Raw genomic sequence first — 24,327 nt, forward strand, 5'->3', positions numbered from 1 at the left:
AAAGAACGCCTCAAGCGGAATGTTCCAAATAGAATATCCCCAATAGAATATCCCCAATAGAATATCATTGTGTTGTACATTCACATATTTGTAAAAAAAAATATTTCTCAATGCGTTTGAGCTAATTTCACGACGGTATTCGATGCTATAATAGAAAGCTTCTGTGAAGTATATAGGGCTTACTGTACACTACCATCTCTACGCTTATACAAGGTGCAAATAAAAACCATCATACTATTTTCCCCCAATTTTGTGAAAATCCTTGCTTTAGAAGGATTCATAAGAGGTATTTCATTCTTTTCTTCGATGGTTTCTATCCATACTGCATCTCTTCTAATAATACGCAAGAGAATGTTTTTTATTTTTTTAATATGAGGATATTTGAAATAAGGAGAATTATACTGTATTTTTAGTTATAAATCAATACGTTATCTAATTATAAAAGACAAGTAAATACGTAAAAAGATAAGCTGAATTTTAAAACTATTATACGAAATCTCAAACCTTTTAACGTCCTTCATAATACCACATGCTGCTCAACAGTAAAAGGCAAGCAAGCAATGCAAAAAAACCAGAAAATATCGAAAAATAAAAGGTATTGATTAAACGGGTTTCTGTTGCTTCTTTCAGAACAATTGAATGTTCTGGGGAAGAGGACGGACTTGTTTTTGATTGAATCAGTTTGAATGGAGGAAGATGAATGTTTTCTTTTCCCTCAGGGTGTAAACGTCCGATGTAGCCGCCTGTGTGCTTAATAATGGGGGCTAGTTTTTCTTGTGTTGAAGTCAAGTCCAACAACTCAAGATTATCGAGCATCCCTACAGAAGAAAGTATTGTTAAATCGCCATTTTTAATGGTAAAAATTCCTGTCTCATCAGTGGTCACAGTTGCAGTAAAAAGGCCTTCTTGCTCTTTGGTCAGAGTAATATTTTCTTTTTTTCCAGAGGGAAAGATTATTTCAGCGGGTTCTGGATGGTCTTTTAGAGTTTGGCGGCGAATTGTTAAATGATGATGGCTGCTGGTCGCACTTAATTTTTCTTCTTCAAGTTCTGGTTCTTTCATGAGCCAATGAGCAATTCGTCGATAAAGAGCAGCATAAGGACCGCCGCCTTCGAAACCTCGAGCCCAAAGCCAACTTTCATCAGAAAGCAACATGCCTACACGTCCTTTATCAACATGCGAGAGAAGTAAAAGTGGTTGCTCATCGGCTCCTTTCATGAGGGCGATTCCGTTATTTATGTTTTGAATAGCAATTTGTCTCAACCATTGCCCCCATTGAGAAGCTGGAAGGTTAAGTGTTGCAAGACCTCTTGTGACAGGATGGCGCTCACCTTCTTTGGTTAATGTGGGGCGAAAAGGTTTTTCAATAATAGTTCCATTAGGTAATGCCGGTAAAATGCTTATTAAAGGTGTTTTCGCAAGTGAGTTTTTTTGGGCAAATTCAGGTCCTGTTACCATCAACAATGCCCCCCCCTTTTGTACATATTGGGCGATATAATCATAATAGATTAAGGGGAGAACAGTAGAGTGCTGGTAGCCATCAAGGATGATGAGATCAAAGTTATTAATTTCTTCAACAAAGAGTTTTCTTGTGGGAAAGACCACTAAGGATAATTGGCTTGAGGGCGTATTATCTGCTTTGGTGGGAGGACGCAAAATAGTAAAGTGAACAAGATCAATATTGGAGTCACCTTTCAAAAGGTCTCGCCATGTCCGTTCTCCATTATAAGGAGCACCTGAAATAAGAAGAACGCGTAAATTTTCTCTGATTCCTTCAATAATTGTTATGGCGCGGTTGTTTTCAAAGCTTAGTTCACCTTTGTGTGGATCGGTTATAACTTGGATAATATTTTTTTCAGCATGAGGAAGGGTAATTTCAGTTTGAAAAATCACGCCAGGAGTCACAGAATAATGGCCAATGTCTTGTCCATTGACGCTTAATGTAATATTTGCTTTCTGTGGTATTGTTTTTTTGGTGGGGCCTTTATCTTCTACCAAAATGGAGAGCGTTTGTGGTTTGTTGACAAGGGCAAATCGTGGAGGAGAGATAAACTTAATTTGGCGATCAAATTCCTCTGAGTGCCCTGTAATCAGGGCATTGAGAGGGGCTTCATGATGAAGGTCTGATAGGTCAGGAATGTCATGCACTTGTCCATCGGTGATAAAAATGGTTCCTGCATAACGAGAGAGCGGTACATCAGATACTGCTTGTGTTAAAGCCTCAAACAAATTCGTTGAGGGCGCATACTGATTATCAGCAAGTTTTCCAGCTTCAATAAAGCGTGGTTCAAATTGTGGATAATGCGCCAATGCTTGAGTTAATTGCGCGCGCGCTTCATCACTGTCGTTTGTACGTGTTCCAAATGTTTGGCTTTTGCTGCGGTCAATAACAATTCCCACTGTGCTTTTCAGTGGTTCGCGCTGTTCTTTTATGATCATTGGATTGAGCAAAGCAAGGATGAGGGCGCTTAATGCCATCAGACGAAATAAAGAACCTTGCCGTTGCGTAACAAGACCAACAACGACAAAAAGAATCGATATTCCACTTAAGAACAGAATCCAAATGAGTGGTAAAAAAGGCTGAAAAGTGAAAAATGATATCATTGCCTTCTTTCTCTTTTAAAGCGTTCCAAGAGTGCTGGAACATGAACTTGATCCGCTTTATAGTTTCCTGTAAGAACATAAAGGACAATATTTAAACCTGCACGAAATGCCCATAGACGTTGCATGGGATCATTGGGAACAAGGGGATATTTCCATGTCCCTTTTTCATCGAGTGCCCAAGCACCGGCAAAGTTATTGGCAGTAATGAGAAGAGAACTTACATTATCGCCGCTGGCAAGAGAATTTTTATTTTTTTTGTTTGTTGAGGAGGATTCAATCCATAAAGGTGAACCACGGTAGAGACCTGGAAAATCTGGCATAATATAAAAAGAACGTGCAACAACATGATCTGTTGATGCTGGCTCAATGGATGGAATATTTAACTCTTTTAAGATATCTCGTAATCTTTGCGTTTCTGGAGTGGCATCTCCTTCAAGATTAAGATTGCTCTTTATCTGATCGCGCGTGTCAAATAAAATTGTTCCCCCATGTTTCATAAAGTTATTTATTTTTTCAAGGCTTTTGGGGGTTGGTATAGGACTTTTAACATCAATTGGCCAGTAAATAAGAGGATAAAAAGAGAGTTCATCTTTATCGAGATCAAGTGCTGTAACAGAGCCGAGGGTAAGCATTGTGCGCTCTGCGATAAATTGACTTAACGCTTCTAGACCACTTTTACTCGTTGTATCAATTTCATGATTATTGGTTATAACATAGGCAAGATGTGTTGCGCCGGCAGCTTGTACACTATCATGATGGTTTTCTTTCGTTTGTGCATGAAGAGTTGGATCATATGAAAACAAGGCAATAAGACTTATAAAGGGGAGGAGAAACATATTACGCCGTTTCATGAAAGAAAAAATATCGCCCATCCATAAAATGAGAAAATTGTCAAAGGCGAATAATAAGATGGCTAATCCTAAAAGTGGACCAATAAGATTTTTTTCTTTTGTATCGTAAGATAAAGGGCGTTTATTAAGAGAAGTTGGCAATGATGATTGTTTCATCAAGTGCGACGAATGAGTTAAGAGATTGAGTGCATAAAAATTGTTTTTGACACCATAAAGTCCTGGGGGAGTATGGTAGGAAGGATGGGGTGGATTTTGAGAGTCAAAGATCAAAGGAACAACATCAGAGGGTGGTACTTGTAATTGTCCGTCAACGGCTATAGTTCGCCAAGGGCTTTGTACCACGGTTCTTTTTTCTCTGTGTGTTAGGTTTGTGTTTTCGTTAGAACCTAATGTGATTAATTTTTGCAGCATTTGTGCAAAAAAGCCAGAAAGAGGAAGATTAGACCATGTTGGGTCAGGAGCAACATGAATGAGAATGAGGGTTCCTTTACCACGTTTTGCTGCGGTAATAAGAGGAGTTCCGTCCGAAAGGCTAAGCCACGTTTTTTCAAAAAGATCTGGGGTTGGTTCTGCGAGGATTTGGCGCGAGACAGTAACATCTTTTGGAAAAGGAAGATCAAAGAAAAAGCTATTTTTTGCAAAAGGGGCAAGCTTTTGTGGTTTTGTCCAAGACATAATACTTCCAAGGGAACGTTGACCTGGGCGTAGTGGTATCGGAAGAAGGTTATCGTAATGTTCTGCGCCACTGAGTTTTTCTCCTGCAAAGCGGATGAGTGTTCCCCCTTTATTCACAAAATCAGAAAGTTTTTTTTCTGCTTTTGGGGGTATGTTAACAATGTCACCCATAATCAAAACAGATGGATTTTGTTTAAGCAAATGATCAATATCCGTTGAAAGTTCTCTTCCACCGGCTGTTATAAGCTGTGTATGACCTTGTAAGGCTTTGATAATGTAATAAAATGGAGCAAGTAAAGGCTGTGCCATTTCATTGGTATCTGGTGAGAGAAGAGCAACACGGCTTATCCTGTTATGGCTGTCTACCAAGAAGGTTGCAGCAGCATGGTTTTGATTGTTTATTTTTATCCAAGCGATATCATTGCGTAGTTCAAGTGGTACATTAAAAGGAACAAGTGCTGTTGTTTCTCCTTCAGAGAAATTGTTCGTAAATTGACCGAGAAGTTGATTATTTGAATCGTAGAGGCTGAGTATAGCGGGAGTGTTGCTGTGTGTTGTTGAGCGGATAATACGCGCGCCCATGTTTCCATTGTTATTTTCTATGGATGTTATGCCGGTTAAATCGGAAATATCAGTCAAATACCACAAGAAGTTTCTAGGTTTTAATTCTTCAAGATGAGCAAAAGCTTGCTCATCTTCATTTGTTCGTAATCCATCACTCAAATAAGCAATATCAAGAGGTTTTCCTTTGGTTATTTCGCTGAGTTTTTTGAAGGCATGCACACGGTTGACAGGCCAAGGACGCGGTTGCAAATGCATTAAATGCTGTTTTATAATCTTGGCTGGTTGGGGCTCTATATTGGAGATATCATTTTCAGCCGTTGCAACAAGATAAATATTTTTTTGCTGTTTTTCTGCCTGTGCAAGAAGCATTTCAGTGATAGAGATGCGCTTTTTCCATTCTTTTACAGAAGCCCAACCATTATCAATAATGAGTGCAAGGGGTTGAGATCCAGAAAAGCTGATTGGTTTTTGATTCCAAGTGGGGCGTGCTAGAGCTATGATAACGAGTGCCGCTATGGTTAAACGCAACAAGAGCAACCACCAAGGTGTATGTTTTGCTGTTTCTTGTTGATGAGTTGGTTTGGGTAAGAAGCGAAAAGGGGGAAAAAGCTCTTTGCGCGGAGATGGAGGAGTTATCCGCAACAGCCACCAAATGACCGGTAGGAACAAAAGCCCTAGTAACAGAAAGGGAGCAGCAAAACTCAAAGTGCCCTCCTTTTTTGCAATGGAGAGTCGCTCATTGTATTTGCAAGATGAAAAATGGTCTCTGTTAAAGGTTGATCCGTTGTACTAACGTGATAAGACCATCCTTGGCGTGCGCAAAAATTTACCAATTCTTGTCGCCTTGCGTGATATAGTTTACAATAGCTCTTACGAAGATCTTCTGCTTTAGTGGAAACATGTTTCTCTTTCGTTTCAGGATCCAAAAATTCTGTGTGACCTGTGTAGGGAAAGCTTTCTTCTGCGGGATCAGAAATTTCAATTAAATGAGCTGTCACCTGTTTTGTAGTTAAAACGGTTAAATGTTGGATGATTTTTTCAGGATAGTCGAGAAAATCACTCATTATAACGACATGTGAAAAGCGTGTAATCGTTGAAAAATCCGGAAATGAATTTTCATCTGAATGATTTTCTAAAGCAAAGGCTATTCGTTCTACGACATTGGATGTCATTGTGGGGGACATTAAGTTGGGAATAGCAATATGTTCGCCACTGCGTGCAAGAAGGGATGCCAAGGTAAGGGTAAGAATAATGGCATGATTACCTTTAGAGATTTTAGAAAAGCGCGAACAGTAATGCATTGATGCGCTCTGATCAGGACAAAGCCAAACGGTTTGTGTCATTTGCCATTCGTTTTCGCGCAGATACGTATTTTCATCACGCGCTGAGCGACGCCAATCAATGCGGGTAATGGATTCTCCTTCCATATAGGGACGAAATTGCCAAAAGTTTTCCCCATTACCGCTTTTACGCTGTCTGTGCCATCCGGTTATCAGTGTATTAGCGATATGACGCGCTTGCAAAAGGAAATATGGCATTTTGCCAGTATCCTTATGCAGTTCATTTGCCAGCGACAATGGAGGCTTTTGTAAAACTTTTTTGCCAAGTGCCATTCAAAGAGCATCTTTCACAAGGTTATTGATAATATCTTTTACGGTTATATCTTCAGCACGGGCAGAAAAATTAAGAGCCATGCGGTGTTGTAATACGGGATAGGCTAATGCTTCAACATCATCAAGTGAAGGGGCTAAGCGTCCATAATAAAGAGCACGGGCGCGAACACAAAGTGAAAGGGCTTGTGATGCCCGTGGACCAGGTCCCCAAGAAACATAAGTATTAGCAAGGCTATTGTCTTTATGAGGGCGAGATGAGCGGACAATTTTTAAAATAGCTTCAATCACATTTTCTGAAAGAGGCATTTTGCGAACGATATTTTGAATTTTTTGCAATTTTTTGCCGGATAAAATTGGTTTTGCATTTGTTTTTTTTTCTTTTGTTGTTTCTAAAATAATCCGTCGCTCTGTTGTGAGGTCAGGATAGTCAATATCGATTTGCATCAAAAAGCGATCCAGTTGTGCTTCAGGAAGTGGATATGTCCCTTCTTGTTCGAGAGGATTTTGCGTTGCAAGAACATGAAAAGGTTGTGGCAAATCATAACGGGTACCTGCAACAGTAACATGATATTCTTGCATAGCTTGTAAAAGGGCTGACTGTGTCCGTGGGGAAGCACGATTGATTTCATCGGCCATGAGAAGTTGCGTAAAAATAGGACCTTGAATGTATCGAAAAGAACGTTTACCGTCTTTATCGGAATCCATAATTTCAGAACCAATAATATCCGATGGCATTAAGTCAGGAGTGAATTGGATGCGTTTTTCATCAAGCCCTAAGACTGTTCCCAATGTTTCAACAAGACGTGTTTTTGCAAGTCCTGGAGCACCGACAAGAAGGGCGTGACCACCAGCAAAAATAGCGATTAAAGCATATTCGATTACCTGATTTTGCCCAAAAATAACTTTGTCAATTTCTTGTTGTAAAATATCCAATTCTTTGTGTGCCGTATCAATATCATCAATAATGACTTGAGCCTCATGATTGATATTGACCTTTTTTATAGAATTGGATGATGGATCATGTTGACTCATATTTCTTCCTTAAGGCGTTTGTCGCAAAAATGGTAATTTTCTCTGCATGATAATGGATATCTTATTGTTTGTAACAGAAAATGAGAAGAAATGAAGTATCATATGCCGTTTTTTTTCATATTCGTATAGAAGAGAAAAGTTTCTTTGGAAGAATAGACGTGCTTTATAAGGGATGTCTTAAAAATTTTGTTTTATGAAGAGAGTTCTTTAAAGCAGTGAAGACAACTTTTTTGAAAGGTTAAAGGGTGAATATAAGACAGAACTTCAAACAGGTTGCGTGGTTACAACAAAGTGATATTCAAACACTTCTTCGTGTTTTGTCTGAGGAGGGGGAAGAGGCGCGTATTGTAGGGGGAGCAGTGCGCAATCAACTGCTAGGGCAGCCTATTAGTGATATTGATATTGCAACAACCTGTTTGCCGCAACAGGTTATTGCACGTGTAGAAGAAGCAGGATTTAAAGCTATTCCTACAGGGATTGCTTTTGGTACAATAACAGTAATTGCTCATTCATGTTCTTATGAGGTTACAACGCTTCGCTGCGATATTGAAACAGATGGTCGTCATGCAAAAGTGGCATTTGGTCGTGATTGGAAAAAAGATGCTGAACGGCGGGATTTTACAATAAATGCACTTTATTGTGATGCTGCTGGAAACCTTTATGATGATGTGGGAGGTTTGAGTGATATTGCTAGCCGAACAGTTCGTTTTATTGGGGTTGCAGAAGATCGTATTTGCGAAGATTATTTGCGTATTTTACGGTTTTTTCGCTTTTTTGCGTGGTATGGAGCAGGGCGACCTGATGTGCAAGGATTGAAGGCATGTGTTCGTTTAAAACACGGTTTAAAAAAACTTTCTTCTGAACGTATTTGGGCAGAAATGAAAAAGCTTCTTGCGGCGTTTGATCCAACGCGTGCTCTTTTATGGATGCGACAAAGCAGAATTTTGGCACTCATTTTTCCTGAAACAGAACGATGGGGCATTGATGCAATTCACGCATTGGTGAAGACAGAACAGACTCTTGGTTGGAAAGTTGATCCATTATTACGGCTAGAAAGCCTTCTTCCTCCTGACCCCATACGTCTTCATGAAATGGCACAGCGCTTGCATTTTTCCCATAAAGAAAGAACGCGATTAAAAGAATGGGCAGAGTTAGAAATAATAAACCAAAACTGTTCTGATCATTTTGTGCAAAAACTGATTTATTTTCATGGACGACAGCCAGTTTTAGATCAATTATCGTTGTCTGTCGCTGCATCACATCTTAATCATCTGGAAAAAAGTGATGCTTTGCAAAAAGCAGAGGGTTATGTCAAGCTTCATCAGCTTGCCAAAAAATGGCAGATTCCAACTTTTCCCATTAATGGTAACGATTTAATAAAGAAAGGTTTTGCTAAAGGTGTACTTTTAGGAAAAAAGCTTAAAGAGTTAGAAATGATATGGGTTGAAAGCGGATTTTTAATGGATCGTCATGCACTATTAGAAAAAATTGATTTATAATATATCTGTTTACAAACCCACTGTTGTTTATATTTTTTAAGTCAACATATTAATTTATAATAGTAATTTTTCATGTGAAATAAGAGCTCCAAATATTGTAAGGTTATTTCAAACCTGTTCATATTAGATCAATCAAAATTATTTGCCTTAGATGTCACAAGTGAGGAAAAATGATTACAGAGAGGAAAAATGTCTCTTATGAACCATCTCAAAGATAAGGATTCTCGAAAATGAGAACGAATAAAGAGAATAGTGATAGCGGTTTGCACTTTGTATGAGCATGAAGAGGGGGATGTCTAATGAATTTTTACTAGGAGGAGTATTTAATCATTTATAGGTGGTGATATGAAATGGATATGATGGGCACTAAGAAATGCTTATTTTATCAGCACTTAATTGTTGGAAAATGATAGGCATTATACGCTCTAACTGTTTTTTATATATTGTATATTGTTTTTCGTAATAATTTATGTTTTTTTACAGGAACTCTGTAAGTTATTCCAAAAGTATTATTGAAACTTATGCGCTTTTAATTACTTATTTATACGCTATAAAAAATATTTTTTAATTATTTAAAACCATATTTTATGTATTTTTATCGTTCTATTAAAAATTTTAGTGGAATTGCTGTGTTTTATAGATTACAGGTTCTTTCATGATAACCAATTTGGCGTAATGCTTCTCCTGTTGTTATGGCTACGCTCATGGCGAGATTTAGAGAGCGTGCCTGTGGTTGCATGGGAATTTTCAATGTGTAATCGGCCGCTTCATGAACATAATCGGGAACGCCAGCTGTTTCACGACCAAAAAGTAAAACATCATTTCTTTGATAGCATATCTGCGTATAGCATGTTTTTGCTTTTGTACTTAAAAGCAACAGGCGGCGGTTTAAGTGTTTCATGGAGCTTATAAAATGTTGCCAATCAATGTGTCGTTCTAAGGAAGCATATTCGAGATAATCCAATCCTGCGCGTTTGAGATTACGATCCGACAGATTAAAGCCTGCAGGTTCAATAATGTGCACATGTAAACCAAAGCAAGCGCTAAGACGTAAAATCGTTCCAGTATTACCAGCAATATCAGGTTGGAAAAGAGCTATATGAAGTGTCATGTTCTCTGTAATATGATTTTTCTTTCGACTTTGTAAAGAAGCACCACAATTTATTCGAAAAATATGCTTTGAGAAATACATGTTTTTACGGTTAATTTTTATTCCCTTTAAATTTCAGGGAAAAAGTTATGTATACAGGTCTGTTTGGGATAAGAGAGAAGCTCCTTATTAGAGACTTCCTTTTATTGAGCGATCCATGAAATGGATTGGCTCATTATGTTGAAAAGTGGGGTATTTAATGCGGTTAGATCATCCATTTTAATTAAAATCAACAAAATATGCTTTTTATGCAAAAACAGAAGCGAAAAAAATACTCATGCAACCAGTTGGAATTGAGGAAGGGAGAGATGCTGTAAATGTGTTAAAGAAATAACCGATAAGCTCAACTTATTTACTGAGATATGGTCATAACAAGACAATATTTCTTTCTTTAGAAGTGTTTATTTACATGCTATCTCTGATTTTCACGGGTGGGGGAGTAATTTTGATTGATTAATATGAATAGGTTTGAAATGAAAGAAACTTACGGTGTTTCAGAATTTCATTCACTCTGTAAAACGATGAATTATCATTATAAAACAGTTTTTGTATAAACCATACAAATGGCAGGAGTTTTTTACGGGGATGTTTTCATGGTTGAGGTAACTGAATGATCAAGCATTGTACAATGGGAGAGGGTATGGTAAAAGAATGTTTTAGCAAAGTGTCTCTTTAAGTTAAGTCCATGGGTGAGCAAACGAGGCGGGATTTTCTGTTTTTGGTAACAGCTGTTGCAGGAGCAGTTGGAATGGGAGCGGTTGCGTGGCCTTTTATCCGTCAGTTGCGTCCAGATGAAGCTGTTTTGGCATCTTCCTCTGTTGAGGTTGATCTTTCTGGTATTGAAGAGGGGATGTCGGTAACGGTAAAGTGGCGAGGACAGCCTGTTGTTATTCGAAATCGTACGGCAAAAGAAATTGCTGATGCGCGCGCTACTGAATTGAGACTTCTAAAAGATCGTCAAGCGCGCAATCCTAATCTTGAAGGTGAAAAAGAAGCAACAGATTTTGCGCGTTCAGCAGGTAAAGGACGTGAAAATTGGCTGATTGTTATTAATCTTTGTACGCATCTAGGCTGTGTAACACTTGGGCAATCGGGTAAATTTGGAGGATGGTTGTGTCCCTGTCATGGGTCTGTTTATGATACCGCTGGAAGAGTGCGGTCAGGCCCAGCTAACTATAATTTGGTTATTCCACCTTACCAATTTCTTTCTGACACTTTGCTCAAAATAGGATAAGGTTATGACAAGGTTTCCTCCTTATTGTCCTAAAAATGCTCTTGCTCGTTGGTTTGATAAGCGTTTTCCTCTTCCTCGTTTTTTTTATAATACATTTGTGACTTTTCCTGTTCCACGTAATCTTAATTACTTTTACACATTTGGCGGTATTTTGACCATTATGCTTTTATCACAGCTCTTGACTGGTATTGTCTTGGCTATGCATTATGTTCCAGATATTCATTTGGCTTTTGAAACTAGTGAACGATTTCGGCGTGAAGGGCAGTTTGGTTGGCTTTTTCGTCCATGGCATTGTGTAGGCTCTTCGTTTTTTTTTATTGCTGTTTATATCCATTTGGCACGTGGACTTTATTATGGTTCTTATAAAAACATGCGAGAAATGGTATGGGTTACAGGTATTTTTATTTATATCATCATGATGGCAATAGCATTTTTTGGTTATGTGCTTGTTTGGGGGATGATGTCTATTTCAGCGGCTTCAGTGATTGCAGGGCTTTTTAAAACGATACCTTTGGTGGGGATATGGTTGCATGAGACACTTCTGGGTGGTTATGTCGTAGGACAACCAACGTTGAATCGTTTTTATGTTTTCCATTATGTTTTATCATTTGTTTTGCTTCTTTTTGTGGGGCTGCATATTTGGGCAATCCATTGTGTTGGGCAAGGTAATCCAACGGGTCTTGCTATACAATCAGATAAGGAAACAGTTCCATTTTCGCCTTATGCGCTTATCAAAGATATTTTTGCTATTACTGTTTTTCTGATCTTCTTTGCCTGGTTTTTGTTTTATATGCCCGATTATATGGGGCAGGCTGAAAATTATAGTGTGGCAGATCCTTTAAAGGTACCTCTTCGTGTGGTTCCAGAATGGTATTTTTTGCCTTTTTATGCGATGCTTCGTGCTATAACTTTTGATATTGGTATTTTCTCTTCAAACTTTGTTGGTTTTGTTTTATTCGTCAGTTCGATTTGCATTTTAATTTTTGTGCCATGGTTAGACCGTTCTAAAATATGTTCAGCAAGATATCGACCTGTTTATAAAATTTTCTTTTGGGCGTTGGTTATTGATGTCGTTTTTCTTGGTTGGTTGGGGTCAAGAGAAATAAGTGATAAAATTCTTTTATGGACACAATTGGCTACTGTTTATTATTTTATATTTTTTTTGGTTATTTTGCCGATTTTGCCAGCGTTTGAAAAAAATTGTTCTCTTCCTTCTTCAATTATGCAAGATTTAAAACAGAAAAAGAGACTATGGTAAATGTTTTTGTCGGACTGATTTTTATTGTTGCTATGAGCTTTTCTGCTCAGAGTTTAGCGAGTGATGACTCTGATCAGGAAGAGGGATTTATTTCTTTTCCTTTACAAGTTCCTAAAAAACAAGAATGGAGTTTTTCAGGTCCATTTGGGCTTTATGATAAGGCGCAATTGAGGCGCGGATTAAAGGTTTATAAACAAGTTTGTTCCAGCTGCCATGGTCTAAAATATGTGGCTTTTCGCAATTTAAAAGCTCTAGGGTATGATCAAGAACAGATTAAAGCTTTGGCGGGGCAATATGAAGTGCGCGATGGCCCTAATCGAGAAGGAAAATTTTTTAAACGTGCTGGGGTTGCAACGGATTATTTTCCTTCTCCCTTTTCACATGAAGAAGAAGAAAGATTTATTTTGAATAGTGCTTATCCTCCAGATTTGTCATTGATGGCACGTGCACGTGGGGTATCTTTGCCGTTTCCTGCTTTAATTACTGATGTATTAACTCATTATGATACAGCTGGTCCAGATTATATTACAGCTCTTTTAACAGGATATCAGAAGGCACCGAAGGAGATAAAAATTGCGAATGGTTATTGGTATAATCCTTATTTTATTGCCGGTAATTCTTTAACGATGGCTCCTCCTTTGAGTGATGGTATGGTTGCTTATGAAGATGGAACTCCAGAAATCATTGAACATTATGCGCGCGATGTTTCTGCTTTTTTGATGTGGGCTGCCGATCCTCATATGGAAATTCGTAAAAAAACCGGTTTTCGTGTTATTTTATTTTTAATCATTTTTGCAGGGCTTGTTTATATTTTAAAAAATCGTATTTGGTGTGGTTTAGAAAAAGAGTTAGAGAAAGAAATAAAAGACGAAATAAAGAGAAAAGGGTAAAGCGACAAGACTCGAAAGAGTATAGAGTATAAAGAGCATAAGGAACAAATCTTTTTATGATGCATTGAGGTTTTATAAAGTAAAAGCAAAGTAAAAATGGAGATGTTAAAATGAAAAAAATTGCATGTACTACTCTTATGTCAATTTTGATGGTTTCTAGTACTTATGCTCAGTCTTTTGAAGTGCCTTCAAAACCTGAAATGATCTCTTCGACGGGTATTGTACAGGTGGGGATAGATAAGTCTGTGCGTTATGTGACACCTTTAGCAACGGATTTTGTAGCTTCCAGTCTTATAGGCGCCAATGTATATAATATAGAAGATGAAAATATTGGTGAAGTAAAAGATATTATTTTACGTGAAAATAATATTGCAGGATTTGTTATTGCTGTTGGTGGTTTTCTTGGCATAGGCGAGAGTTATGTGGTCGTTTCTCCAGAAACAATCCAGATGACAAATGATTATGGTAAATGGAAACTCATTACAAATGCGACAAAAGATTCTTTAAAGGACGCTCCAACATTTAAATACGAAGGGCGTTGGACACGCTAATTTTATATTTTCATTCTTTAATGGATAAAACTGTTGCTATCATAATCATATGCTAGCAACAGTCTTTTTGTTCTAAAAACTCTTGAGAGCTTTTGCGACAAGATTCCAGGGAGCTATTACCAAAGTTTTCAAGATAAACTATTAAGGCAGAGTGAAGATTTAAGTATTATGTTTAAATAACATGATATCGCCATCTTGCACAATGTATTCTTTTCCTTCATCGCGGGCTTTTCCTGCTTCTTTTGCACCGCTTTCTCCACCCAGAGCAATATAGTCATTGTAGCTGATGGTTTGGGCACGAATGAAACCGCGCTCAAAATCTGAGTGAATAACGCCAGCTGCTTGGGGAGCTTTTGTACCACGCGTAATTGTCCATGCTCGTGTTTCCTTAGGCCCACAGGTGAAGTAAGTAATGAGATCAAGTAAATGGTAACCAGCGCGAATGAGGCGATTGAGACTCGGTTCAAAGAGTCCTAAAGCATTGAGATATTCTGATGCTTCAGCATCACTCAGTTGTGTGATTTCCGCTTCGATAGAAGCAGAAATGATAATGCTTTGCGCATTTTGCTCTGTTGCCATTTTTTCAACTGTTTGGGTAAAGCTATTTCCATGAGCGGCGTCATTTTCGCTTACATTACAAACATAAAGTACAGGCTTGGAGGTTAAAAGATTCAAGCTTTTAAGAATGTGGTGTTCATCGGAAGAGATATCTTTGAGCAATAACCGGACAGGGTTTCCCTGTTGCAGTATGTTTAATGCTTTTTCCATAATAGGCAAAATTGTGAGAGCTTCTTTGTCTTTTCCGGTTGCTCGTTTACGAATTTGTATGATTCGTCTCTCAAGACTTTCAAGATCCGCAAGCATGAGTTCGGTTTCAACCGTTGTTGCATCACTAACAGGATCAATACGTCCCTCTACATGGGTAATATCTTCATTTTGAAAACAGCGTAAAACGTGGACAATGGCATCGACTTCGCGAATATTGGCTAAAAATTTGTTTCCTAAACCTTCGCCTTTTGAAGCTCCTCGCACAAGCCCCGCAATATCGACGAAGTTAATGCGTGTAGGAATCATTTCTTTTGAACCAGCGATTGATGCAATTTTTTCCATTCGTAAATCTGGAACAGCAACTTCACCGGTATTGGGTTCAATGGTACAGAAAGGATAATTGGCAGCCTGTGCAGTGGCTGTTTTTGTTAATGCATTAAAAAGAGTTGATTTCCCAACATTAGGTAATCCGACAATACCGCATTTAAAGCCCATGAGAGTCTTTCTTTTCGTTTGATTTTATAGTCAAGATAAAGCTTCTTTTTTATAGCATATTTTCATAAGAGTTATAGTCCTTGCCTTGCGATAAGTGAGAAAAAAGTATAAAGTAGCAGGTATCTGCTTTTTTTACCTTAGTTCTTCTTATCTTAATTCTCTCCTTAGTTTCAAGGATAAGAAAACTTCGAATTAATGTTAATATTGTGCTAAGTTTTTCATGGTATGCAAATCTGCATAAATAATTAATCGGAGAAAATAGAAGAGTGTTATCTCGTTGTGCCTTTTTAATTGCAGCACTTTTGGCTTTGGCTGGATGTGCTACACATCAGTCAGATATGTCATCGGTTTCTTTTCAACAAGTTCGATACATTCCACCAGAAATACAGGCTTTGTATGGTCCTGTAACGAATGAGACTTATTCGTTACCTGCTGTTGATCTTGCGACAATTGATCCAAAATATTGGCGACAAGAAGTGATTTATTATACATCTTATCCAGCTGGAACATTGGTTGTAGATACGCAAGAGTGTTTTCTTTACCTTATTGGTGAAAATGGAAAAGCTTTGCGTTATGGGATTGGGGTCGGTAAGGAAGGTTTAGCATTTGAAGGTGAGGGGGTTATACAGCGCAAGCGTCGGTGGCCAAATTGGGCTCCTACTGCAGCTATGATGGCTCGAGAACCAGAACGTTATGGACATCTTGGGAAAGGAATGCCACCAGGACCCGATAATCCATTAGGTGCGCGGGCACTTTATTTGTTCAAAAATGGGAAAGATACACTTTTCCGTATTCATGGTTCACACGAATCGTGGTCAATTGGGCGTGCTATTTCAAGTGGGTGCATTCGTTTGCTTAATCAAGATATTATCGATCTTTATGATCGTGTTCCCGTTGGTTCGCGTGTTGTGGTATTGCAAAACAATAGGAGTATTCCTACAGTTTATAGTCAACAATCAAATGGCTATGATCCGCTACAGTCGACCATTCAGCCAAATGAATTTTTTTAATTTTGGGGAGAAGATTGGAGAGAGCTGTTTAAGTGTTTTGGTTTTCTGTTCAATCTTCTCTTTTTCTTAAAAGAGAAAATAAGCCTTTCTTTTTCAAAAGTGCATACAAGCTTGTATTCTGATTCTATTTTTTAGCTTCTCACGTTGCCAACAGATTTTTCCTTTGAGAAAGTTTATAAGAGGATTTTTTTTAAGAGTTCTTATCCATATTCTTCACGCGACTGGGACACTCAAGCCAATGGTTTTGATTGTTTTTTATCGTTTGTGAAACTTCATTCATAAAGAGGGATTTCTCATCTTTTATAAGGAGAGCAATATTTTTTGCAATTGCCTCTAAGAGAGGGGATAACCATTCTTGATCAGATTTGGTGAAATTTCCCAGAACATGCTGATGAACAAGTTCTTTGCTTCCAGGATGACCAATTCCTATGCGTATACGACAATAGTCAGTACCACAATGGGCATCAATAGACTTAATGCCATTATGCCCATTATTTCCTCCACCAATTTTTATACGAACTTTTCCCGGTGACAGGTCTAACTCATCATAAATGATGATCAAATTCTTCAAATCTAATTTATAAAATCGCAAAGCTTCGCCAATAGCTTGACCAGAAAGATTCATGAAAGTTTGTGGTTTTATAAGAAAAATTTTCTCATTACTTATGAAACCATTGGAGATTTCTGCTTGAAACTTCTTTGACCATGGAGAAAAAGAGAAGGACTGATAAATGGCATCAACAGCCATAAAACCGATATTATGGCGGTTATTTTGATATTGTAAACCAGGATTGCCAAGACCAGCAATAAGCCACATGTGTATCTTCAGTCAAAGTATGAGTAAGGGTAATGCCTCATAAATTAAGGCGGAAAAAATTCCCGCCTTTTGAGTTTTATGAAGTTTCCGTGTTTTCTTCATCATTTTCTTGCTCAGAAGTTTCATCGCTGACATCCATGCCAGCAGGAGTTGCAATAGTTGCAATGGTAAAGTCTCGATCTTGGATGATGGGAGTCACATCTTTTGGCAGTTGCACTGCTGAAATGTGAATAGAATCACCAATAGAGTAGCTGGAGAGATCAATTTCAATAGCTTCAGGAATAGCACTTGCTGGAGCTGTACATTCAATTTCGTGCCGAACAATATTGAGGACACCACCCTTTTTAAGTCCAGGTGCCGTATCTTCATTGAGGAAGTGGACAGGAATATTCACTTCTACAACAGATTTTGCTGAAATGCGTAAAAAGTCTACATGGAGGGGAAAGTCACGCACGGGATCTAATTGATAATCTTTTGGCAAAACCATAATTTTTTGCTTGTCAAGAATAATCGTTGCAATGGTGGTACGAAAGCCACCGGCATGAATTTTGTAGAAAATTTCTTTATAGGGAACTGTTATTGCCAAGGGTGGTTGTTTTTCACCATAAATGACAGCAGGAATAAGACCGTTGCGGCGAAGTTCACGGGAGGACCCCTTACCAACCCGCTCGCGTTTTTCGGCCTTAAGAGTGTAGCTTTTACTCATAATTTAAGTCCTTTTTACATGATTGGAGATCCTTCAAAAACAGTAATAGTTTTTGCATGGATATGAAGATATGCGCTAACCAACAGCGATCACTCCATTCTACGTTGCCTCCAAGGGTGTCTACGCAGAAGTTTGTTCTATAGTTCAAACTATTCATAGATGCAAGAGTTGTGGGAAAAATCGATGATTTCTACCGTTAAAAAGGAGGAAATGTTACAAATTGCGGTGTGGATGGAGAATCAACCAATATGTGCTGGCACTGATATGTTCAAAATCAAACACTGGAGATGTTATGAAGGTTGAGATTGCCTTGGGTGAGATGTCAGAGAATCGTGCTTTGCATAAATCGATGCCAGCACTTCTTGACTTAGAAGAATTATTGGCGACACGTCTTCTTGTACAAGGTAATTCCGGTTCAGGGAAATCACATCTTTTACGCCGTCTTTTGGAGCAAAGTGCTAAGTGGGTGCAGCATTGTGTAATTGATCCAGAAGGCGATTTTGTAACTTTGGCAGATAAATTTGGTCATGTTATTGTAGAGGCTCAACGTAGTGAATTAGAGTTGACTCGTATTGCCCATCGCATTCGACAACATCGAGTTTCAGTGGTATTTAATCTTGAAGGCTTGGATACTGAACAACAGATGCGTGCTGTAGGGGCTTTCCTTGGGGCACTTTTTGATGTGGAACGTGATTATTGGTATCCTATGCTTGTCGTTGTCGATGAAGCGCAATTGTTTGCTCCAACTGCAGCAGGAGAAGTTTCTGATGAAGCGCGTAAAATTTCTTTGAGCGCTATGACCAATCTTATGTGTCGAGGACGTAAACGTGGTCTTGCTGGTGTTATTGCGACACAACGTTTGGCTAAGCTTGCCAAAAATGTTGCTGCTGAAGCTTCAAACTTTTTAATAGGGCGGACTTTTTTAGATATTGATATGGTGCGCGCTGCTGATCTTTTGGGAATGGAGCGTCGCCAAGCGGAAATGTTTAGAGATCTTGAACGGGGAAATTTTATAGCTTTAGGCCCTGCTTTATCACGACGTCCCTTACCAATCATTATCGGTTCTGTTGAAACTTTGGCACGCTCTTCTAGTCCTAAATTAATGCCACTTCCAACAGAGCGGGATGATGTGCAAGAGCTCGTTTTTACTGCTTCACCAGAGGAAATTTTAACGCCATTTAAACAAACACGAGAGCCGATGAGGGAAAAATCAATGCACGAGATGTTAGAGGAGGTAGTGCATAAAAAACAAGAGCTGTTGGAAGAAAACCTGAGTTTATTTCCTGAACTTTCTGATGTTGAGCGTGACGGCCAAGCAGAACATATTATTCGGGAAATTCTTGAGGATTCTGAGGCTTTTTATCGTTCAACAGCGGTGCTTTATCAAGATTTTTCAGTTCGTTGCCGTATCCATGGTATGTCAAAGGTTCCTTTTAATCTTTCACAATTTCGGCGTAAATTGGCTATTGCTCAGGCTTTTGTTGATGAACAAACGGCTGTCAGTGAACATTGGAAACATATTTTGCAGATATCAGAAAGTTTGGAAGAAGATGTTCAAGGAGTCTTCTTGAATGTGGCACAGGCCGCATTAGGGGGAAAGCCATGTCCATCTGATGCATTTTTAGCACGTCTTTATGGAACTCATTCTTTAAGCCGTGCACGCCGACTTTTAACCTACTTTGAAGAGCGTGGACTTATTGTTATTCACACGCATTTTAGTGGTCAACGTATTGTTGCATTTCCTGATCTTGGTGTTGAAACAGCACCGGGAGACCCCAAGGAACCACTTTAACCAAATAAGCTGGAAACCGATTGTTCTGCTGCTGTCCTTGCAATTGCTTCTCCAATAAGGTCGGCAATGGGCAAAACACGAATATTATGGGTTTTCTCAATAGCTTGTGTTGGCATAATTGAATCTGTAATAACCAATTCTTTCATCTCTGAATTGGCAATTCGTTCGATTGCATTACCAGAAAGAACACCGTGCGTGATATAAGCCGTGACACTATTGGCACCATGTTTAAGCAGAGCACTTGCTGCATTGCATAAAGTTCCACCTGAATCAACAATATCATCAAGCAAAAGGCAATCTTTTCCCGATACATCTCCAATGATATTCATAACTTCTGATTCACCGGGGCTTTCGCGACGTTTATCCACAATAGCGAGCAAACTGTTCAAGCGCTTGGCGAGCGCGCGCGCGCGAACCACACCACCCACATCAGGTGAAACAACGATAACATTTTCAAGAGAATAATGCACTTTGACATCGCGAGAAATGACAGGAACAGCATAGAGATTATCTGTAGGGATATCAAAAAAACCTTGAATTTGTCCTGCATGAAGGTCCAATGTTAAAACACGATGGGCCCCTGCTTCCGTAATTAGGTTGGCAACAAGTTTTGCAGAAATAGGAGTCCGTGGTCCTGGTTTTCTATCTTGGCGGGCATAGCCAAAATAGGGGATAACAGCTGTAATACGACGTGCAGAAGAACGACGAAGGGCATCAATCATGATGAGCAATTCCATCAAATGATCATTTGCGGGATAGGATGTAGATTGCAAAACAAAAACATCTTGGCCACGTACATTTTCATGCAGTTCTACGAAAATTTCTTGATCAGCAAAGCGCTTTACAGTTGCTTTGCCTAAGGGGATGTTCAAATAATTTGCAACATCTTCAGCTAGGCGTGGATTAGAATTTCCGCAGAAAAGTTTCATAGTAGAACCTCTGAATCATCATGGTGAGAATGCGACACGGTTTTTAATTTCTTTTTATTAAATTGCAAGAGAACAATTACAAAAGCCTTACAATTTTATCGATTATTATTAAAGAGCTATGCAGTATGTTTTCTCTTTTTCCAAAAGTTTGTTACTTTTAGAGCAAAGTTTTTTCTCCATGCGGCAAAGAAATACATATTGATTAATCTTTTTGGTTATTACTTTATAAAAATGCTTTCAATATGGGGAATGTTTCATATTTAAGATGAATGAAGGGGAGTAATAAAAAGAAGTATCATCTTGCCTTCAATTATTATAACCAAACATTGAAAATGATCACAGCGAAGGCTATCATATTTTATGTGCTGGTAGATAATTTTGTGAAAAAAGCAAAGTCCAATGGGATTTATTTTTACATTTGGGTAAAAAGTTTAGTTTTGCAGTTTTGGTATTGTTCTCAAGTATAAAAGGGGCTCATCTTTTGTTTTTCAGCATAATAGCAGAAATTTGCCGTCCGTAATCGGGTTCGTTGCGGTGTATTGCACGGCGATAGGAGAAAAAACGCTGTTCATCTTGATAGGTACAAAGCTCCACACAAGAAGCATTAACGCCTGCTTCTTTGAGTTGGTTTATAATAAATGCCCATAGATTAAAATAAAAGCGATTTATTTTGTCTGTTTTTAAAAAATATTTTTGGTATTTGCTGTGGTAATCAATAAATTGGTCGTAAAATTCATTTGTTACTTCGTAGTGATAAGGGCCAATACAAGGTCCAAGGACTGCTGTTATTGATTGTCTTTTGGCTCCTTGTGTTTCCATAACAGCAATTGTTTTCTCGATAATTCCATTTAAGCTTCCACGCCAGCCAGCATGAGTTGCAGCGATGACTCCAGCTTGTGGATCAGCAAACAGAATGGGTCCGCAATCTGCTGTAAGAACCCCAATAACGAGTTCTGGGGTGGTCGTAACCAGAGCATCAGCTTGAGGAGGTGCACCGATAGTTGCTTGATGAGCTACGACAACGTTACAGGAGTGTATTTGATTGACTGTGACTAAATTTTGCGCCTCAATAGAAAAATAATTGGCGATCAAAAGACGATTCTGTACAATATATTCAAGCTGATCATTTGAACCTTTCCCAACATTAAGACTATGATAAAGATTTTTTGAAACACCACCTTGACGTGTAAAAAATCCATGTTTTATCCCATGGGTGTGTAAAGTAGAAAGATTTTTTGCAAGAATGGGATGAGGGATAGATTTCATAAAAGTTCCTTATGGAGATTATTTGAAATGAGGATGGAGATGTTCATATTTGTCAATGAATATTTCAGATACTGATGTGCTTATTGACAAAAGCGCCGATCATCAAAATTGAGGAGGTATGGAGATGTTTTTATCACTGAAATGTAAAACTTTAAATAATTTTCCCATCTGATCTGGACCAGCGAGCCGTTCGATGTCTTGGCGGATTTTGTCTTGCAAAGGAGCACTTTTGCCAACTCCAAGCTGGTTTGCGCGCTCCAGTAGCCCCATTTTAAAAAGAAATTCTCCTTGCTCTAAGATTTCAGCAAAACAGCCCTGTTCAAGAGCTATGTTTTTTAAAAAAGAAAAATCAACATGGGATGTTAAATCATGTTCACCAGGGGCATCAAAAACATCACGAAATTTATGTTTTGAGAGTGCTTGCAAGGTATCGCCAAAGGCAAGCTCACAAGCACCATAGTCGATAAGTAAAGCAGAACCTGTCACTTGCACTAAATGGTGGCTGATTTGTTGCATGAATTGATGCCGTAAAGGGGCATGTTCAAAAATTGTTCCGTCAGGCACTTTAGAACAATAGGTTTGTAGACAAGAAGAGGGAAGTTTATGCGGGGCAGCAATAAGGATGAAATCTCCATTTTGATTGACTGTAATGCAGCGCTCTTTCCATTCTCCATTGACTTTAATATATTGGTTGATAGGGAGTGTATCGAGAAATTCATTAGCAATGAGGAAGAGAGGTTTTGAAGGAATTTGATTAAAATTTTCAATGCTATGGATTTGTTTTTGATAAGAGCAAAGGCGCTTTTTTTGTTCTTTTGCAAGTTTTTTGCTTATTTCGATCAGAAAAATTTCAGCAGCATTAAATGCTCTTGTAGAAAGCTTTTGGATGGTTCGCAAAATGTCATCCATCAAAATTCCACGTCCTGGACCTATCTCAGCGAGGATAAAAGGATGAGGACAACCTTGAGCTTTCCAGCTCGCAAGAGTCCAAATGCCAATCATCTCTCCAAATAATTGGCTTATTTCAGGTGCTGTAATGAAATCACCATCACGTCCAAAAGGTGTTTGTGTTTGATAATAACCAAACTGAGGATCTGTAAGTGCCAACGTCATATATTGGCTAACAGTGATTGGTCCATTAAGGACAATAATTTCTTTAATTTTTTCTTTTAGATTGGCCATTTTCTGTCGATTTATGTTTAAAGGCGTGGAGAAGAAGATAACCCCCTAAAAGAAGCATGGGAAGAGATAAAGCCATGCCATAGGTAAAACCAGTAGAATGGAAAAGAGTCGAAAACCATTCTGGATCTTCTTGAGGCGCACGGTAAACTTCAGAAATGCTGCGTGCTACTGCGTAGCCTATAATAAATGTTCCTGATACAGTACCGGGACGCTTTAATGCTTTGAACCCAAAAATAAGAAGACACAGGATGATGAAGAGAAGAAATCCTTCCATAAATGCTTCGTAAAGCTGGCTTGGATGGCGCGGTAAATAGTAAGGATCGAGAGGAAAACAAACAGCCCAAGGATGTGTAGTGATATTGCCCCATAACTCTTGGTTGATGAAGTTGCAGATTCGTACAATGCCAATACCAATAGGAGCACCTGCAGCAATGATATCAAACATGGCTCGTATGTTAATATAATTTTTACGGGCAAACCAGATCATAGCAATGATAATACCAATAAGTCCGCCATGAAAGGACATTCCCCCATCCCATACGGCAATGATAGCACTTGGATGGTTAAAATAGTAAATGGGATCCCATACAAGAACTTGTCCTAAACGCCCTCCGATAACAACACTTATGGCAGACCAGACAACAAAATCTCCGATCTTTTCTTTATCCATAGGAGGGTGGTCTCTATACCATAGAGATGTTTTTTTTAATAATTTTTGCGCATACCACCAAGCAAAAAGAATACCCAGTACGTAACCAAGTCCATACCAATGAAGTGCTATGGGACCTAGCTGGATAATGACAGGATCAAGGAAAGACGGAAAAGCAATGGCTGGACAAGACAGATTGTTCATGAGTTAAGCATTTTACATTATACGAGATGAATATGAAGTGACTCTGATGGTCAGAAATGACAGATGAATGCACAATGGTCAAGTCAGTAGGGAGGCTAGTCAGAAAGGGAGATAGATTTCCACTGATTTATCGCGGTAAAAAAATATGGTGATAAAGGAATATTAAAAAATCTTAAACAAAATCGTTATGAAAAGTCTACATAGTATGTAAAATATAGAGTAAAAGGAACAAATTACAGTATCTAAATGTTATGAGAATACGCTATAATGCGTGCGTCAATAATTAAAATTTAAGGAAAAATATTATGCGTAATGGATCAAATCGTATTCTTGATGAATTAGCAAAATTAGCAACGGATGCTGCTGACGTTGCGCAAGGCATACGACGTGAAGCTGGAACAGCTTTTCGTGTGCAGGCTGAAAAGATAGCAAACAAGCTTGATCTTGTTTCTCGCGAAGAGTTTGAGACTTTTAAGGAGATGGTGCTGAAAATCCATGCTGATAATGCTGATTTGAAAAGGCGCCTTGATGATTTAAAGAAAGATGATTAAAAAAACGCAGACACAAAAAAGTAAAATAGTTTCTTAA

General features: G+C 38.5%; 20 protein-coding genes. 8 read left to right on the top strand and 12 right to left on the bottom strand.

The window, feature by feature from the left end; genetic code table 11:
* Nucleotides 1–507 precede the first annotated feature (507 nt).
* Genes ACFILY_RS01610 through ACFILY_RS01625 form a run of 4 tightly spaced genes read right to left on the bottom strand, consistent with a single transcriptional unit; the run spans nucleotide 508 to nucleotide 7,339 of the window.
* On the bottom strand, nucleotides 508–2,604 hold the full coding sequence (locus ACFILY_RS01610; protein WP_375637408.1) for a glutamine amidotransferase: 2,097 nt from the start codon (nucleotides 2,602–2,604) through the stop codon (nucleotides 508–510).
* Nucleotides 2,601–5,399, bottom strand: a complete 2,799-nt coding sequence (locus ACFILY_RS01615) for a DUF4159 domain-containing protein (RefSeq protein ID WP_375637407.1) — start codon at nucleotides 5,397–5,399, stop codon at nucleotides 2,601–2,603. The genes ACFILY_RS01610 and ACFILY_RS01615 overlap by 4 nt, the downstream gene beginning before the upstream one ends.
* Complete coding sequence (locus ACFILY_RS01620; protein WP_273791245.1) at nucleotides 5,396–6,307, bottom strand: DUF58 domain-containing protein; 912 nt, start codon at nucleotides 6,305–6,307, stop codon at nucleotides 5,396–5,398. Before ACFILY_RS01620 ends, ACFILY_RS01615 begins: the two co-directional genes overlap by 4 nt.
* On the bottom strand, nucleotides 6,308–7,339 hold the full coding sequence (locus tag ACFILY_RS01625) for an AAA family ATPase (RefSeq protein WP_375637406.1): 1,032 nt from the start codon (nucleotides 7,337–7,339) through the stop codon (nucleotides 6,308–6,310).
* A gap of 245 nt (nucleotides 7,340–7,584) precedes the next feature.
* Between ACFILY_RS01625 and ACFILY_RS01630 the strand changes: the two genes are divergently transcribed.
* Nucleotides 7,585–8,838, top strand: coding sequence for a CCA tRNA nucleotidyltransferase (locus ACFILY_RS01630; RefSeq protein WP_375637405.1), 1,254 nt, complete (start codon nucleotides 7,585–7,587; stop codon nucleotides 8,836–8,838).
* A gap of 634 nt (nucleotides 8,839–9,472) precedes the next feature.
* Here the strand turns inward: ACFILY_RS01630 and ACFILY_RS01635 are convergent.
* Nucleotides 9,473–9,949 carry a tRNA (cytidine(34)-2'-O)-methyltransferase gene (locus ACFILY_RS01635; RefSeq protein ID WP_273791242.1) on the bottom strand — a complete coding sequence of 159 codons (477 nt, stop codon included), beginning with the start codon at nucleotides 9,947–9,949 and terminating at the stop codon, nucleotides 9,473–9,475.
* Between the two features lie 724 nt (nucleotides 9,950–10,673).
* On the opposite strand from ACFILY_RS01635, the gene petA reads away from it, so the two are divergent.
* The 4 genes from petA to ACFILY_RS01655 all read left to right on the top strand — a co-directional run bounded on the left by petA (nucleotide 10,674) and on the right by ACFILY_RS01655 (nucleotide 13,921).
* Complete coding sequence (gene petA, locus ACFILY_RS01640; protein WP_375630845.1) at nucleotides 10,674–11,222, top strand: ubiquinol-cytochrome c reductase iron-sulfur subunit; 549 nt, start codon at nucleotides 10,674–10,676, stop codon at nucleotides 11,220–11,222.
* 4 nt (nucleotides 11,223–11,226) lie between these two features.
* Nucleotides 11,227–12,480: a cytochrome bc complex cytochrome b subunit gene (locus ACFILY_RS01645; protein ID WP_375630843.1), complete on the top strand. Its 1,254-nt coding sequence runs from the start codon at nucleotides 11,227–11,229 to the stop codon at nucleotides 12,478–12,480.
* Nucleotides 12,474–13,370 (top strand): cytochrome c1, encoded by an 897-nt coding sequence (locus ACFILY_RS01650; RefSeq protein WP_273791239.1) that lies wholly within the window; start codon nucleotides 12,474–12,476, stop codon nucleotides 13,368–13,370. The genes ACFILY_RS01645 and ACFILY_RS01650 overlap by 7 nt, the downstream gene beginning before the upstream one ends.
* A 110-nt stretch (nucleotides 13,371–13,480) precedes the next feature.
* A complete protein-coding gene (locus ACFILY_RS01655) occupies nucleotides 13,481–13,921 on the top strand; it encodes a PRC-barrel domain-containing protein (protein WP_273791238.1) in 441 nt (146 codons plus the stop codon).
* A 159-nt stretch (nucleotides 13,922–14,080) separates the two neighbouring features.
* Here ACFILY_RS01655 and ychF read toward each other — a convergent pair whose 3' ends face one another.
* The gene (gene ychF / locus ACFILY_RS01660; RefSeq protein ID WP_375630839.1) at nucleotides 14,081–15,184 is read right to left on the bottom strand and encodes a redox-regulated ATPase YchF; all 1,104 of its coding nucleotides are present in this window, start codon (nucleotides 15,182–15,184) and stop codon (nucleotides 14,081–14,083) included.
* A gap of 266 nt (nucleotides 15,185–15,450) precedes the next feature.
* Here ychF and ACFILY_RS01665 point away from each other — a divergent pair, with 266 nt between their 5' ends.
* A complete protein-coding gene (locus ACFILY_RS01665) occupies nucleotides 15,451–16,194 on the top strand; it encodes a L,D-transpeptidase (protein WP_273791236.1) in 744 nt (247 codons plus the stop codon).
* A gap of 190 nt (nucleotides 16,195–16,384) precedes the next feature.
* Here ACFILY_RS01665 and pth read toward each other — a convergent pair whose 3' ends face one another.
* Both pth and ACFILY_RS01675 read right to left on the bottom strand, forming a co-directional pair.
* The gene (gene pth, locus ACFILY_RS01670; RefSeq protein WP_375630837.1) at nucleotides 16,385–17,011 is read right to left on the bottom strand and encodes an aminoacyl-tRNA hydrolase; all 627 of its coding nucleotides are present in this window, start codon (nucleotides 17,009–17,011) and stop codon (nucleotides 16,385–16,387) included.
* Nucleotides 17,012–17,087: 76 nt separating this feature from the next.
* Nucleotides 17,088–17,717 carry a 50S ribosomal protein L25/general stress protein Ctc gene (locus ACFILY_RS01675; RefSeq protein WP_375630835.1) on the bottom strand — a complete coding sequence of 210 codons (630 nt, stop codon included), beginning with the start codon at nucleotides 17,715–17,717 and terminating at the stop codon, nucleotides 17,088–17,090.
* 292 nt (nucleotides 17,718–18,009) lie between these two features.
* Between ACFILY_RS01675 and ACFILY_RS01680 the strand changes: the two genes are divergently transcribed.
* Complete coding sequence (locus ACFILY_RS01680) at nucleotides 18,010–19,509, top strand: ATP-binding protein (RefSeq protein ID WP_273791233.1); 1,500 nt, start codon at nucleotides 18,010–18,012, stop codon at nucleotides 19,507–19,509.
* Here the strand turns inward: ACFILY_RS01680 and ACFILY_RS01685 are convergent.
* The 4 genes from ACFILY_RS01685 to lgt form a co-directional block, all read right to left on the bottom strand.
* Nucleotides 19,506–20,438: a ribose-phosphate pyrophosphokinase gene (locus ACFILY_RS01685; protein ID WP_273791232.1), complete on the bottom strand. Its 933-nt coding sequence runs from the start codon at nucleotides 20,436–20,438 to the stop codon at nucleotides 19,506–19,508. The two genes, ACFILY_RS01680 and ACFILY_RS01685, sit on opposite strands and share 4 nt — an antisense overlap.
* Before the next feature lie 474 nt (nucleotides 20,439–20,912).
* On the bottom strand, nucleotides 20,913–21,704 hold the full coding sequence (gene pgeF / locus ACFILY_RS01690) for a peptidoglycan editing factor PgeF (protein WP_375620697.1): 792 nt from the start codon (nucleotides 21,702–21,704) through the stop codon (nucleotides 20,913–20,915).
* Nucleotides 21,705–21,806: 102 nt separating this feature from the next.
* Nucleotides 21,807–22,886 (bottom strand): class I SAM-dependent methyltransferase, encoded by a 1,080-nt coding sequence (locus ACFILY_RS01695; protein WP_375637404.1) that lies wholly within the window; start codon nucleotides 22,884–22,886, stop codon nucleotides 21,807–21,809.
* On the bottom strand, nucleotides 22,861–23,739 hold the full coding sequence (gene lgt / locus ACFILY_RS01700) for a prolipoprotein diacylglyceryl transferase (RefSeq protein WP_375637403.1): 879 nt from the start codon (nucleotides 23,737–23,739) through the stop codon (nucleotides 22,861–22,863). Before lgt ends, ACFILY_RS01695 begins: the two co-directional genes overlap by 26 nt.
* A gap of 305 nt (nucleotides 23,740–24,044) precedes the next feature.
* Here lgt and ACFILY_RS01705 point away from each other — a divergent pair, with 305 nt between their 5' ends.
* On the top strand, nucleotides 24,045–24,290 hold the full coding sequence (locus tag ACFILY_RS01705; protein ID WP_273791228.1) for an accessory factor UbiK family protein: 246 nt from the start codon (nucleotides 24,045–24,047) through the stop codon (nucleotides 24,288–24,290).
* Nucleotides 24,291–24,327: the final 37 nt, after the last annotated feature.

It is taken from the genome of Bartonella sp. CL25QHWL, from assembly GCF_042195335.1.
Classification (GTDB): domain Bacteria; phylum Pseudomonadota; class Alphaproteobacteria; order Rhizobiales; family Rhizobiaceae; genus Bartonella.